Raw genomic sequence first — 13,714 nt, 5'->3', positions numbered from 1 at the left:
CGGTACAGGATTAATTATAACAGATTGGTTCAAAAAATCAATTGTAAGGTCTTGGCAGTTCTACATCTTCTGACGATCACGGAAAGCACGTTCAATATCACGCTTAGCTTCCTTCTTCTTCAGGTCATCACGCTTGTCATATTGTTTCTTCCCTTTTCCAAGTCCGATTAAAACTTTGGCAAAGCCATTCTTCAAATACATTTTCAACGGGACGATGGTGTAACCTGTTACCTTGGTCTCCCCGATAAGTTTACTGATTTCTTTCTTATGTAAAAGAAGCTTCCGGGTCCGCAACGGGTCATGGTTAAACTGGTTTCCCTGCTCATAAGGGCTGACGTGCATATTATGAAGATAAATTTCGCCATTTTCTATTTTAGCGAAGGCATCCTTCAAATTCACCCGGGCCGCACGGATTGCTTTGATTTCGGTCCCTTTTAAAACGATTCCCGCTTCAAACGTTTGTTCAATAAAGAAATCATGATACGCTTTTTTATTTTGTGCTAGTTGTTTACCTGAGCCTTTTGGCATCTAACTCTCCCCTTTTTACATCCAATCGCGGCGAGAGAATGAAAAAATCATCCCCCGCCTCAATCTTTATCTCTTTTTAGGTTTTCTCTTGCGCTTGGCAGCTGGCGCATTTTCAAAGAATTTCTTCTTCTTTTTCGGTTTTCTTCCAGCAGAAGGAGAATCTCCATTACGGCCGCCGCCTTTTCCTTCATTACGTCCTCCATTGGCGCCTCGGCCGCGTTTGCGTTCACCTGAATTGGCTTTGAATATTTTCTTCTCGCCGGATGGACGCGGACGGCTTACCTTCATTCCGATAATTTCAAAATCGATGGCGCGTTCCTCTTTATTGACGTTGGAAACACGTACGTCGATCTCATCGCCAATCCGGAATACATTACCGGTACGTTCCCCGATCATTGCTAGCTGACGCTCATCGAAGCGATAATAATCATCCGTCATGAAGCTGACATGGACAAGTCCTTCAATCGTGTTCGGCAGCTCGACGAACATCCCGAAATTCGTGACTGAACCAATGATTCCGGTATATTCTTCGCCGATTTTATCCAGCATATATTCCGCTTTTTTCAGATCATCCGTTTCCCGCTCGGCATCGACTGAGCGACGCTCACGTTTCGATGTATGATCGGCAATCTCAGGTAAATTGGCATTCCACTTCTCCTTCGTGGCTTCATCCAGTTTACCTTCCACCAAGTAGGTCCTGATCAACCTGTGCACGATCAAATCCGGATAACGGCGAATCGGCGATGTGAAATGTGTATAAAACTCAGCAGATAAACCAAAGTGGCCTAAGCTCTCCGGATCATATTTCGCCTGTTGCATGGAACGAAGCATGACGGTGGATATGACCGTTTCTTCCGGCTTACCGGCAACCGCCTCAATGATTTCCTGTAACGCCTTAGGATGGACGTCATTGGCCGATCCCCTTACAATGTATCCGAAGTTCGTAATGAATTCGAAGAAACGCTGCAGTTTTTCCGGCTTGGGATCTTCATGAATACGGTAAATGAACGGCACGTCAAGACGGTGGAAATGCTCAGCAACGGTTTCATTGGCTGCAAGCATGAACTCTTCAATCAGCTTTTCCGCAACCGACCTTTCACGTAAAACCACATCAGTCGGATGGCCCTCTTCATCAACGATGACTCTCGCTTCATTGAAATCAAAGTCGATCGCTCCGCGGTTCATCCGGTTCTTGCGAAGGATGGCCGCTAGCTTCTCCATGTCCTGGAACATCGGCACCAGCGCTTCATAGCGTTCAAGCTGTTCTTCATCTTTATCGACAAGGATTTTATTCACATTGCCATATGTCATACGTTCCGTCGTCTTGATGACACTTTCAAAAATGTCATGGTTGACAACCTTGCCATCTGGCGTGATTTCCATTTCACATGAGAGTGTAAAACGATCGACTTGTGGGTTCAAGGAACAAATGCCATTCGATAAACGATGCGGGATCATCGGGATGACCCTGTCCACCAAATACACGCTCGTCCCTCTTTCCAGGGCTTCCTTATCGATTGGAGATCCTTCCTTCACGTAATGACTGACATCAGCAATATGAACGCCCAGCTTGTAATGGCCATTTTCAAGCTTGGAAACAGTGACGGCATCATCCAGATCCTTTGCATCCGCTCCATCAATCGTGACCAAAACATCATTACGCAAGTCCCTGCGGTTGCCGATTTCACTTTCTTGAATGGTATCGGAAACGGCATTGGCCTGCTCCATGACGTCATCCGGGAACTCCATCGGCAAACCGTACTTATGGATCACGGAAAGAATATCCACACCAGGATCATTTTTATGGCCAAGAATCTCGATGACTTCACCTTCGGCACTTATGCGTCCTTCAGGATAAGAAGTAAGCTTGACGACAACCTTATGTCCCTCTACCGCTCCATGTGAAGCATGCTGTGGAATGAAGATATCGTTTGCGATCTTTTTATCATCAGGGATGACGAAACCAAAACTTTTACTTTCGGAGTATGTACCGACCACTTGTGTAATTCCGCGTTCAAGTATTCTGATGACCGTGCCTTCTTGCCTTGAGCCCGATGTTTCCGAAGATACCCGTACCATGACGACATCTCCATGCATCGCTGTGCCCGTTTCATTTGGCGGAATGAAAATATCATCCATTCCCGGGTTGTCTTCAGGTGTGACAAAGGCAAACCCCTTTGCGTGCCCCGTTAATTTACCGCGGAACAGATTCATTTTTTGCGGCAGGCCGTAACGATTGCTTCTCGTCCTGACCACCAATCCCTTTTCTTCCATCTTTACTAAAGCCTTAACGAAATTCTTGAAATCTGCCGAGTCTTCGATTTTCAAAGCCTCTTCCAGTTCTTGTACCGTTAACGGCTTATACGCTTCATCCGTCATGTATGTCAGAAGCTTATTAATATGTTCTTGAATGTTATCTTCCATGAAAACCCTCCTATTCAGGGTATATTTTTGTTATTCGGACCAATCCAGGCTTTCTAAAAATTCCAATACATCTTCATGCAGCTCGTCTTTTTCTTTATCAAGGGTTATGACATGACCGGATTCTTCATACCACTTGATTTTTTTGACCGGTGATTCAATGGAATCAATAATAATATCGGCACTTTTTGGATTGATAACATCATCATGCCGGCCCTGCACGACAAATGTCGGAGCGTAAATAAGATCGACGTGCTCCCGTACATCCGTTATCAATTCCTGAAGGGCTTTCAATGTATTCATCGGTTTATCGGCAAGGAGGTCCATTTCAAGCTCTATTTGCTCTTGAGTTTTTCCTTCATACTTCTTAAATTCTCTGGCGTACTCCAATACTCCTTTAAACATCATTTCTTCACTTTTGATATACATAGGCGCACACATTGATACGATACCCTTTATAGGTACAGTGTAACCTAATTTAAGAGAAAATACGCCTCCTAATGAGAGACCGGCAACAGCAATTTCTTCATGGCCTTTGCTTTTCAGGAAATCGTAGCCCATCATGACATCTTTCCACCAATCTTCCGGACCTGTTTTCACCAGCTCCTCTGGGGGAACGCCATGTCCTTCATAGTGCGGGGCATGGCAGGTGTATCCCTGTTTCTCCAAGTAACGGCCCAGCATCCGTACATCCGCTGAATTCCCCGTGAATCCATGTAAAAGTAAGACAGCCCTTTTTCCGCCTTCAAAAGTAAAGGGCTGCTGCAGCTTGATTTTCATGACCTTAAACTCCTTTATCAGTAAATAGAATTTTTAAAAATCCCTATCCTATAATTAAGTACTAAAATCACTATATCTATTCATCCAACTATTGTGCAAAGAAAAAAGCCCAGCTATTTAGCTAGACTCATTTTTGATCCATTACACATCAAAGTATGCAACAAGTAAAGTTAAAGCAAAGAATAGAATCGCCAATACTATTGTCGCACGATGTAAAACCAGGTCCAAACCGCGTGCCTTTTGCTTTCCGAATAACTGCTCAGCACCGCCGGCAATCGCACCTGATAAACCTGCACTCTTACCTGATTGAAGCAATACCGTCACAATGAGGGCGATACTGACAATCACTAAAAGCGTTATGAGAAATGCATGCATGCAATTACACCTCCTGAAGAACCAATAAACAATTACTTTAACTTTACCACACCCAATAAATATCCACAATCTTTGTTATACTATGATGGTAAGAATTCCTAAAAACCCATAGCCATTTATTTCTTTTTGAATCAAATTTTGAGATAATTTGCATAAATAGAGGAAGAGGTGTCAACATGTTTAAGTCCATACTGCGGATTCTTGATCTCCTGACCATCCTATTCTCGGCAGTTGCCGGCTATTCTTTATGGACAGGCGGAAGCAATTTCATCAGCGTCCTATTAATCATCCTATCACCGCTTTTATTGCTGCTGGCAAAGTATCACGGAAATCGATACTTATTATTTGCTGCATATATCACGACAACCGTTTATTTTACTGCTATTATTTATAATGGACTTTCCAATAGCGGTATCGACTTTTTCCAATCAAGCTTCAATGTCCTCCTGATCGGGGCAGCAGCCGCCTTGCTGAGCGTCATAGCGGCGGTCATTGGGTTCGGGACCAATACCCTTACGATCCTTTGGTTATCGCTTCACGCCCTTGTCACATTCGAGACAATCAGGAAGTCATCCGGTTTCCTTTCCAGCTTTTGGTCTGATCCCGTCGTGGAAACCGCAATCCGTAACGATTATCCATTTTTATTGATGGTCGTCTGGATTGGCTTATTTCTTGATAAATATCAAAGTGAATTAACAAGGGATTACTTATCACGATAATTTTTCAAAACTACTTTTATTGGAAATCTTATATTAAAAGCAAGGGGCCTTTCATATGTTAAAACCTATATTTGCAGCAACCGCTCTATCATCTTTCATTCTGATGGCAGGCTGTTCATCCGACCTGACAAGCGAGAATAAAAAAGAGCAGAAAGAAGAACAACCGAGCTCCCAGGAGACTGAGAAGGAGACTGAGACCGACAAGAATACTGATTCAAAAGAATCGGCCCAGCGCCAGGTGGCAGTTGATGAAACGGCCAAACCCGGACAAGCTGGCCTTCAGACGTTAGCCCATCCGGAAAGCATACCTGTTCTTGTCAATAAACAATACAGCCTGCCTGAAGATTACAAACCTGCTGACCTTATCTACCCAAATGTGGATTTCATCTTTGAAGATAAAATCGAAAAAAGAATGATGCGCGAAGAAGCGGGAAAGGCTCTTGAATTAATGTTCCAAGCTGCCGAAAAAGAGAATATGCACTTTGCCGGCGTTTCCGCTTACCGCTCTCACCAAAGACAGATCGAGGTCTTCAATAACTATGTGGCTAAGGACGGGGAAGAAAAAGCGAAAACCTACAGTGCAATGCCTGGGACAAGCGAGCATGAAACTGGCTTGGCGATTGATGTCACGACCCACGATGGGGCATGCGCTGCCCAAGACTGCTTCGGTGATACGAATGAAGCGGCCTGGCTTGCTGAACATGCACATGAATACGGATTTATCATCCGCTACCCTGAAGGCAAGGAAAACATCACAGGTTATAAATACGAACCCTGGCATATCCGCTATGTTGGTGTCGATACCGCAACTGAAATCTTTGAAGCGAAGATTACTTTGGAAGAATACTATAATGCCGTACCAGTGGAAGCTGTATCGGATAAATGAAAAAAGGTGCCCGGATGCGGCACCTTTTTTTTATTAATCAAACGTTTGATTAAATGGTCTTATCTATCTTGAATCCAGCTGGAATCATGTCTAAGATGTAACAATCCCCATCTTTTCTAAAAGAGAATGATGTAACTTTAAGGTTTAATAACAGTTCGAAATGAACCGGAGGGGACTGTACTTTCATAGTCACTTTCGCTGACTTCATAAGGTTTGGGTAAAGCAATAACCTGAAAATTCGAATCATGCTTTACCTTTGGAAGCTTATATTCAAACACTTTTCTTTCACCGGGGTTAACTGCCACATTTCCTACTAACTGATCATTTTCCAACGGAATCTGCTGCCATTGATTTAATGCAATGATATTGTAATTTTCCTTTTTTTCACCAACATTCCCAACAGATATGAAAACATGTTCACCACTTCTTGCTGCAGACAGGATATTCAGTTCCTCTTTTTGCTTGCTGACAAATATGGTATCGTTTGGGCCTTTTTTAATCGTGTCATCTGGAATTAAACCAGCAGCTGCTTTTGGATTGTCCCCGTTGCTCTTAACCATATAACGCATAGGTAACACTTCTTGCAATGTATGCATCCTTGATATATCTAATTTATCTATTAAATAATTTGGTTTTTTAATTATAAGATAATCTATTTCTTTTGTACTATTGTTAGTGGTAACACTCAGATTAAACTCGATACTTTTATTTGGCTTGGCATTAAAAGTATAAACACTGTATCGCTTTCCTTCAACTGTGAAGGGTGTTTGTTCAAAGTTACTAAGGACTATTAAGGCATATTCTCTTTCCACTTCTATAAAATTTGAGAGAGAAAGAGTATACTCGAGCTTATTATTTTTCGGTTCTAGAGCACTTCCATTATTCATTACTTTTCCATCCGCATCTAACAAGCCGTAGGAGATGGTATTGGAGCCTTCCTTAAAACTAGGCTGTACACCTTTTGTGTTTTCATCAGACATTTTATTGTAAAAAATCCATCCTGAGATTCCAATCAATAAAAGGGACATTGCTATCAAAAGCTGTTTTTTCATATCATCATTGCTCCTAAATAAAGTTAAGGCTAACATCAGTTAGCCTTAACTTTTCTTATATTTAAAATTTATCCTTAGTTTCATGTACTACTGTTTTATAACTCTTCTTTACATAAGTATGATTGCCAAAAGCAGTTGCAGGAATTTTATTAGATTTATCAGTATAGGTAGCTCCAGCATATGTTGAATTTTTCTGAGAATCTGTTTTTTGTCCTTTTAATCCTCCCTTACTGCTATATACCCTAACTTTAGCAGAGATAGTATCTTCTTTTACTGCTGCTGATGAAGTAGCGGTTGCGCTTGGAGAACCAAATATTGGATTTCTCGCCTTTACTTTGGAACTACATTTAATTTTTTTACCTGATGTTTCACCTGAAATGCCTGAGGTTAGGCTGCTGACTTCTGATAAACTAGATATGTTAGTAACGGTCGTTTCTGATTCTATTTCTGCTGCAATTGTACTATTTCCAATTGATAAACTAGCAAAAACTGTACCCACGACAAATAATTTCTTAAGCAAAATTATTTTTCATCTCTCTTAATATGTAATAGTAGTTTCATCAACCTATACTTGGTTTATGAAATATTTACCAATATATTTATATTATACCATTTTAACTATATATTGAAATTAAAACTTAATAGTCTTGACATATTATTGTTTTATCCATGCAAGCACATTATAGTAAAAGACTGTATCTCCCCCATATTGAATGCACACTTCCCCCTCATAAACATAAAAAAACCTCCCATTCACATTGAATGGGAGGTGAAAAGAAATTACTGTGCAGAATCCATCTTCTCGTCAGAAGCGGAATCCCAAGATAATTACTTCTTCAGGTTATAGAAAGATTTCAAGCCGCCATATACAGCCAAATCACCAAGCTGGTCTTCGATGCGAAGAAGTTGGTTGTATTTAGCGATACGGTCCGTACGGGACATGGAACCGGTTTTGATTTGTCCTGCGTTTGTTGCAACGGCGATATCAGCGATCGTTGCATCTTCCGTTTCACCTGAACGGTGGGAAACGACTGCAGTGTAGCCTGCGCGTTTAGCCATTTCGATTGCATCAAACGTTTCGGTCAGTGTACCAATTTGGTTCACTTTGATCAGGATGGAGTTACCGATGCCTTTTTCGATGCCTTCAGCCAATTTTTTCGTGTTCGTTACGAAAAGATCGTCACCAACAAGCTGAACTTTAGAACCGATGCGTTCCGTTAGAAGCTTGTGGCCATCCCAGTCATTTTCATCCAGGCCGTCTTCGATGGAGATAATAGGGAATTCATTCACTAGCTCTTCATAGAAAGCAACCATTTCTTCGGATGTAACACCATTGCGGCCTTCGCCTGCAAGATCATATTTGCCTGTTTCTTTGTTATAGAATTCAGATGAAGCCACGTCCATGCCAAGGTAGATATCTTCGCCTGCTTTGTAGCCAGCTTTTTCAATTGCCTCGATGATGACTTGAAGCGCTTCACGGTTTGAACCAAGGTTTGGCGCAAAGCCGCCTTCATCGCCGACTGCCGTATTCAAGCCTTTGGCTGAAAGGACGGATTTCAAGGCATGGAATACTTCTGCACCCATACGAACTGCTTCTTTGAAGCTAGGAGCTCCTACAGGAAGGATCATGAATTCCTGGAAGTCAACATTGTTATCGGCATGTGATCCGCCGTTAATGATGTTCATCATTGGAGTCGGAAGTTGTTTCGCATTGAACCCACCAAGGTAACGATACAATGGTAATCCAGAAAATTCCGCAGCGGCATGGGCAGCAGCCATTGATACGCCAAGGATTGCATTGGCTCCCAAGTTTCCTTTGTTTTCAGTGCCATCCAACTCAATCATAGTAAGGTCAAGGCCTGCTTGGTTCGTTACATCCAAACCGATGACAGCTTCAGCAATGATATCATTTACATTATCGACTGCTTTTTGTACCCCTTTACCCAGGTAGCGAGATTTATCCCCGTCACGAAGCTCAACCGCTTCGTGTTCTCCTGTTGAAGCACCTGATGGTACGATTGCACGTCCGAAGTATCCGGACTCTGTTTGGATTTCTACTTCTATTGTTGGGTTACCACGTGAATCTAGCACTTCGCGTGCATATACATGTTCGATGTACGGCATTATAAATCTCTCCTTTTCCTATTCACAATTTTATTTAGATAATAGGGATCTCCCTGTCATTTCAACAGGTTTTTCGACTCCAAGCAAATCAAGCATCGTTGGAGCTAAATCGCCTAAGATACCACCTGTTCTTAATGTTACCTGATTTTTAGTGATAATGACAGGAACGGGATTCGTAGTATGGGCTGTCATCGGGTTGCCTTCTAGCGTTACAACTTCATCAGCATTCCCATGGTCAGCGGTGATGATCGCTGTACCGCCTTTTGAGACGATTAAATCGACAATCCTGCCTAGGCATTCATCCACTGTTTCAATCGCTTTAATGGTAGGCTCAAGCATCCCTGAATGACCGACCATATCCGGGTTGGCAAAATTCAAGAGAATGGCATCAAAACGGTCAGCCTCAATTTGTTCCACCAATGCATCCGTCACTTCATAAGCACTCATTTCCGGTTGTAAATCATATGTAGCGACTTTCGGAGAATTAATTAAAATCCTCTCTTCACCAGGAAACTTCTCTTCACGTCCGCCGCTCATGAAAAACGTCACATGCGGATATTTTTCAGTTTCAGCGATACGAAGCTGGGTAAGCTGGTTTTGGGAAAGTACTTCCCCTAATGTATTATCAAGATTTGTCGGATTAAATGCAACATATCCGTCAACTGTTTCTGAAAAATGTGTCAAGCAGACAAAATGAAGATGCTTCGGATGTCCAGGACCGCGGTCAAATGAGCGGAAATCCTCATTCGTGAACGTATTGGAAATCTGGATTGCCCGGTCTGGACGGAAGTTATAAAAGATTACGGCATCATCATCTTTAATCGTTGCCACCGGTTTACCGTCTTCCGCCGTTATGACTGAAGGTATCACGAACTCGTCGAAAATTCCATGTTCATACGAATCCTCGACACACTCCATCGCAGAAGAGTAAGCAGGGCCATCACCATACACCATCGAACGGTAGGATTTCTCCACACGTTCCCAGCGCTTATCACGGTCCATCGAATAATATCTTCCGGAAATGGTCGCAAACTGACCAACACCGATTTCCTTCATTTTCGCTTCCGCTTCCTTAATATAACCCTGAGCCGTTTTCGGTCCGACATCACGGCCATCTAAAAATGCATGTACATAAACATTTTTAACTCCTTCTTTAGCAGCCAATTTCAAAAGGGCATACATATGATCGATATGACTATGCACGCCGCCATCTGAAAGAAGACCGAAAAGATGAAGGTCCGTGCCTTTTTTCTTGGTATGGCTCATGGCATCGACCAAAGTTGGGTTTTGTGCAAACTCACCTTCACGGATTGCCAGGTTCACACGGGTCAGGCTTTGATAAACGATCCGTCCTGCCCCGATATTCAAATGGCCCACTTCCGAGTTCCCCATTTGACCGGCAGGCAAGCCTACCGCTTCCCCGCTTGCAGTTAAATGGGAGTGCGGATACTGTTCCCAATATCGGTCAAAGTTCGGTTTTTTCGCATGAAAAACAGCATTACCCTTTTCTTCGTTACGGCAGCCAAAACCGTCTAAGATGATAAGTGCCACAGGCGACTTACTCATAGTGACCAGCCTCCAGCAATTGTAAAAACGAATCGGATTTCAAGCTAGCACCGCCAACCAATGCACCGTCTATATCAGGTTGTGCCATATACTCTTTAATATTCTCAGGTTTTACACTGCCACCGTACTGAATGCGGATGGCTGCAGCTGCTTCATTTGAAAATTTGTCGGCAACGACTGAGCGGATATGCGCACAAACTTCGTTAGCATCTTGAGCAGATGACGATTTTCCAGTACCAATCGCCCAAATCGGCTCATAAGCAATAACGGCTTGTTTCAATTGATCGTCAGATAATCCTGCTAGGCCTTTCTCAATCTGGCTGCCTACGAAATCATTCGTTTCGCCAGCTTCCCTTTGCTCAAGTGTTTCACCGCAGCAAACGATCGGGGTCAATTGGTGGGCAAAAGCGGCATGAGCTTTTTTATTAACGGCTTCGTCCGTTTCATTGAACATTTCCCTGCGCTCAGAATGACCAAGTATGACGTAGGATACCCCAAGATCCGCCAATGAGATTGGGCTGATTTCTCCCGTGAAAGCACCGCTTTCTTCAAAGTGCATGTTCTGTGCCCCGATTTTCACATCGGTTCCTTTTGCCGCTTGAACGAGCTGATCCAAAAATAAAGCTGGAGCACATACAACCGTATCGATTACATCTTGCTTCGGAATCAAATTGCTCACTTCTTCTAAAAAGGCAGTCGCTTCAGATAGTGTTTTATTCATTTTCCAGTTTCCTGCAATAATCGGTTTACGCATTTGGTTTCTCATCCCTTCTAATGTTGAAATATGTAACGGTTTAATCTTATTTATCGTTCAAGGCTACAACGCCAGGCAACTCTTTGCCTTCCATGAACTCAAGAGATGCACCGCCGCCAGTTGAAATATGGGACATCTTTTCTGCCAGGCCAAACTTTTCTGCAGCCGCGGCCGAATCCCCTCCGCCAACAATGCTGTACGTATCGTTTGCTTCCGCCAAGGCCCTGGCAACGGTTCTCGTTCCATTCGCAAATTTATCGAACTCGAAGACACCCATTGGTCCATTCCAAATGACAAGCTTGGAACTTTTGATTACATCCGCAAATAATTCACTTGTTTTTGGTCCGATATCAAGAGCCATTTTATCATTTGGAATAGCATCGATATCGACATTATCCGTCTCTGCATCAGGTGAAAATTCAGCAGTTACGACTGCATCGATAGGCAAATGAAGTTTTACGCCTTTTTCTTTTGCACTTTCGATGAAAGATTTGGCCAATTCTATTTTGTCTTCTTCCAATAAAGAATTACCGATTTCATGACCTTGCGCTTTAATGAATGTGTAACCCAATCCACCACCAATGATCAAGTGATCGACTTTTTCCAAAAGGTTTTCGATGACGCCTATCTTATCCTTTACCTTTGCTCCGCCAATTATAGCTGTAAAAGGACGTTCTGGGTTGGATAGGGCTTTTCCAAGTACAGAAAGCTCTTTTTCCATCAGCAATCCTGCAACGGCCGGGAGGTGGTGAGCTATTCCTTCAGTTGAAGCATGTGCACGGTGCGCAGCTCCGAATGCATCGTTAACATAAACATCAGCCAGTGCCGCAAATGACTTCGCCAATTCTTGATCGTTCTTCTCTTCTCCTGGATAGAAACGAACGTTTTCCAACAACAGGATCTCGCCATTTTGCATGTTTTCAATGATTGATTGAACGGTCTCGCCGTATGCTTCTTCTGCCTTTTGCACATCTTTGCCGCTAAGTTCGCTTAGTCTTTCCGCAACAGGTGCCAAACGCAATTCTTCTACGACTTGTCCTTTAGGACGGCCAAGATGGCTGGCTAAGATGACTTTTGCGCCTTGTTCCGTCAAATAGGAAATCGTCGGCAGTGCAGCCTTGATTCTCGTATCATCCGAAATCTTTCCGTCCTGCATCGGCACGTTGAAATCAACACGGCAAAATACGCGTTTCCCCTTTAATTCAATATCTTTAATCGACTTTTTATTCATAATCCAAGAACCTCCTTAGATATTGTTATCATATTTTTGATTCTTTTAGCCAAAAAGGGAGAGGGTAATTTTCCCAACTCCCCTTTTCTCTTTTTCATTATAGTCGGTTTACAGGAATTTATCCAAAAACAAGAAATGTAAACGCTTGACTGATTAATGACTTACTAATAATATCATCTTCTGCCAAGTTTTTTTAGAGCTGTGATAAAAAAAACCTCACCTTGGTGAGGTTTTTTATTATTCTAATTACAATCCTTTTTTAGCCAAATAGTCGATCAAGTCAACAACACGGCTTGAATATCCTGTTTCATTATCATACCAAGATAATACTTTAACCATGTTTCCTTCCATTACCATCGTGGAAAGGGCATCGATTGTAGATGATGATGGGTTACCGTTATAGTCAGTTGATACTAGCGGAAGTTCGCTGTACTCAAGGATTCCTTTTAATTCACCTTCAGAAGCCTTTTTGAATGCTGCATTAACTTCTTCAACTGTTGTGTCTTTTTCAAGTTCAGCAACAAGGTCGACAACAGACACGTTTGGAGTAGGTACACGCATTGCCATACCATTCAATTTCCCTTTAAGTTCAGGAAGGACAAGTGCAACAGCTTTTGCTGCCCCAGTTGTTGTAGGAATGATATTCTCGGCAGCTGCACGTGCACGACGGTAATCTTTATGAGGCAAATCAAGGATTTGCTGATCATTTGTATAAGAGTGAACAGTAGTCATCATACCGCGTTTGATTCCGAATTGTTCATGAAGCACTTTAGCAAATGGAGCTAAGCAGTTCGTTGTACAAGAAGCATTAGAGATTACATGATGGTTTGCTGCATCATATTTGTCTTCGTTTACACCCATGACGATCGTGATATCTTCATCAGATGCAGGAGCAGAGATGATTACTTTTTTCGCGCCAGCTTCTAAATGCTTAGCTGCATCCGCACGTTTTGTGAAACGCCCTGTAGATTCCACAACTACTTCTACTCCCAGTTCACCCCATGCCAATTGTGCAGGATCACGTTCAGCCAATACTTTCACTTTGTGACCATCAACAACAAGGTAATCCCCATCAACTGTTACTTTTTCATTAAGAGATCCATGAATTGTATCGTATTGAAGAAGGTGCGCTAACATATTAGCATCCGTTAAGTCGTTAATAGCAACAATCTCTACCCCAGGATTACTCAATGCTGCACGAAATACATTACGTCCAATACGTCCAAAACCATTAATACCAACTTTTACTGCCATGAAAAATTCCTCCTTTTAAGTTCG

The 13,714-nt window shown here is 42.5% G+C and carries 13 protein-coding genes; 2 read left to right on the top strand and 11 right to left on the bottom strand.

What is annotated here, in order from left to right; translation table 11 throughout:
- Nucleotides 1-60: 60 nt before the first annotated feature.
- The 4 genes from smpB to secG all read right to left on the bottom strand — a co-directional run bounded on the left by smpB (nucleotide 61) and on the right by secG (nucleotide 4,104).
- Nucleotides 61-528: an SsrA-binding protein SmpB gene (gene smpB, locus J7I90_RS17155; RefSeq protein ID WP_214773023.1), complete on the bottom strand. Its 468-nt coding sequence runs from the start codon at nucleotides 526-528 to the stop codon at nucleotides 61-63.
- 66 nt (nucleotides 529-594) lie between these two features.
- Nucleotides 595-2,952 carry a ribonuclease R gene (gene rnr / locus J7I90_RS17150; protein ID WP_214773022.1) on the bottom strand — a complete coding sequence of 786 codons (2,358 nt, stop codon included), beginning with the start codon at nucleotides 2,950-2,952 and terminating at the stop codon, nucleotides 595-597.
- Nucleotides 2,953-2,982: 30 nt separating this feature from the next.
- Complete coding sequence (locus J7I90_RS17145; RefSeq protein WP_048688071.1) at nucleotides 2,983-3,729, bottom strand: alpha/beta hydrolase; 747 nt, start codon at nucleotides 3,727-3,729, stop codon at nucleotides 2,983-2,985.
- A gap of 141 nt (nucleotides 3,730-3,870) precedes the next feature.
- Complete coding sequence (gene secG / locus J7I90_RS17140; RefSeq protein WP_034309999.1) at nucleotides 3,871-4,104, bottom strand: preprotein translocase subunit SecG; 234 nt, start codon at nucleotides 4,102-4,104, stop codon at nucleotides 3,871-3,873.
- 176 nt (nucleotides 4,105-4,280) lie between these two features.
- Here secG and J7I90_RS17135 point away from each other — a divergent pair, with 176 nt between their 5' ends.
- A complete protein-coding gene (locus tag J7I90_RS17135) occupies nucleotides 4,281-4,823 on the top strand; it encodes a hypothetical protein (RefSeq protein WP_214773021.1) in 543 nt (180 codons plus the stop codon).
- Nucleotides 4,824-4,878: 55 nt separating this feature from the next.
- The gene (locus J7I90_RS17130; protein WP_214773020.1) at nucleotides 4,879-5,709 is read left to right on the top strand and encodes a M15 family metallopeptidase; all 831 of its coding nucleotides are present in this window, start codon (nucleotides 4,879-4,881) and stop codon (nucleotides 5,707-5,709) included.
- A 137-nt stretch (nucleotides 5,710-5,846) separates the two neighbouring features.
- Here the strand turns inward: J7I90_RS17130 and J7I90_RS17125 are convergent, their stop codons facing one another.
- From J7I90_RS17125 to gap, 7 genes are all read right to left on the bottom strand, one after another.
- Nucleotides 5,847-6,761 carry a hypothetical protein gene (locus tag J7I90_RS17125; protein ID WP_214773019.1) on the bottom strand — a complete coding sequence of 305 codons (915 nt, stop codon included), beginning with the start codon at nucleotides 6,759-6,761 and terminating at the stop codon, nucleotides 5,847-5,849.
- Between the two features lie 61 nt (nucleotides 6,762-6,822).
- Nucleotides 6,823-7,281: a hypothetical protein gene (locus J7I90_RS17120; protein WP_214773018.1), complete on the bottom strand. Its 459-nt coding sequence runs from the start codon at nucleotides 7,279-7,281 to the stop codon at nucleotides 6,823-6,825.
- Nucleotides 7,282-7,589: 308 nt separating this feature from the next.
- On the bottom strand, nucleotides 7,590-8,885 hold the full coding sequence (gene eno, locus J7I90_RS17115; protein WP_034309992.1) for a phosphopyruvate hydratase: 1,296 nt from the start codon (nucleotides 8,883-8,885) through the stop codon (nucleotides 7,590-7,592).
- Between the two features lie 30 nt (nucleotides 8,886-8,915).
- Complete coding sequence (gene gpmI, locus J7I90_RS17110; RefSeq protein WP_214773017.1) at nucleotides 8,916-10,451, bottom strand: 2,3-bisphosphoglycerate-independent phosphoglycerate mutase; 1,536 nt, start codon at nucleotides 10,449-10,451, stop codon at nucleotides 8,916-8,918.
- Nucleotides 10,444-11,205 carry a triose-phosphate isomerase gene (tpiA, locus tag J7I90_RS17105; RefSeq protein WP_214773016.1) on the bottom strand — a complete coding sequence of 254 codons (762 nt, stop codon included), beginning with the start codon at nucleotides 11,203-11,205 and terminating at the stop codon, nucleotides 10,444-10,446. Before tpiA ends, gpmI begins: the two co-directional genes overlap by 8 nt.
- A 46-nt stretch (nucleotides 11,206-11,251) precedes the next feature.
- Nucleotides 11,252-12,436 carry a phosphoglycerate kinase gene (locus tag J7I90_RS17100; protein WP_214773015.1) on the bottom strand — a complete coding sequence of 395 codons (1,185 nt, stop codon included), beginning with the start codon at nucleotides 12,434-12,436 and terminating at the stop codon, nucleotides 11,252-11,254.
- A 246-nt stretch (nucleotides 12,437-12,682) separates the two neighbouring features.
- On the bottom strand, nucleotides 12,683-13,690 hold the full coding sequence (gene gap / locus J7I90_RS17095) for a type I glyceraldehyde-3-phosphate dehydrogenase (RefSeq protein ID WP_076368241.1): 1,008 nt from the start codon (nucleotides 13,688-13,690) through the stop codon (nucleotides 12,683-12,685).
- Nucleotides 13,691-13,714: the final 24 nt, after the last annotated feature.

Origin of the sequence: Bacillus sp. ISL-57 (genome assembly GCF_018613135.1) — a bacterium.
GTDB lineage: Bacteria > Bacillota > Bacilli > Bacillales > DSM-1321 > Peribacillus > Peribacillus frigoritolerans.
Note: the sequence above shows the minus strand (reverse complement) of the source record. Positions and strands in the feature narration are given on the sequence as shown.

Coding starts and splice junctions, on each gene's coding strand:
- J7I90_RS17145 (WP_048688071.1), bottom strand. CDS start 3,729: ATGAAAATCAAGCTGCAGCAGCCCTTTACTTTTGAAGGCGGAAAAAGG.
- smpB (WP_214773023.1), bottom strand. CDS start 528: ATGCCAAAAGGCTCAGGTAAACAACTAGCACAAAATAAAAAAGCGTAT.
- gpmI (WP_214773017.1), bottom strand. CDS start 10,451: ATGAGTAAGTCGCCTGTGGCACTTATCATCTTAGACGGTTTTGGCTGC.
- J7I90_RS17125 (WP_214773019.1), bottom strand. CDS start 6,761: ATGAAAAAACAGCTTTTGATAGCAATGTCCCTTTTATTGATTGGAATC.
- J7I90_RS17135 (WP_214773021.1), top strand. CDS start 4,281: ATGTTTAAGTCCATACTGCGGATTCTTGATCTCCTGACCATCCTATTC.
- tpiA (WP_214773016.1), bottom strand. CDS start 11,205: ATGCGTAAACCGATTATTGCAGGAAACTGGAAAATGAATAAAACACTA.
- secG (WP_034309999.1), bottom strand. CDS start 4,104: ATGCATGCATTTCTCATAACGCTTTTAGTGATTGTCAGTATCGCCCTC.
- gap (WP_076368241.1), bottom strand. CDS start 13,690: ATGGCAGTAAAAGTTGGTATTAATGGTTTTGGACGTATTGGACGTAAT.
- eno (WP_034309992.1), bottom strand. CDS start 8,885: ATGCCGTACATCGAACATGTATATGCACGCGAAGTGCTAGATTCACGT.
- J7I90_RS17130 (WP_214773020.1), top strand. CDS start 4,879: ATGTTAAAACCTATATTTGCAGCAACCGCTCTATCATCTTTCATTCTG.
- J7I90_RS17100 (WP_214773015.1), bottom strand. CDS start 12,436: ATGAATAAAAAGTCGATTAAAGATATTGAATTAAAGGGGAAACGCGTA.
- rnr (WP_214773022.1), bottom strand. CDS start 2,952: ATGGAAGATAACATTCAAGAACATATTAATAAGCTTCTGACATACATG.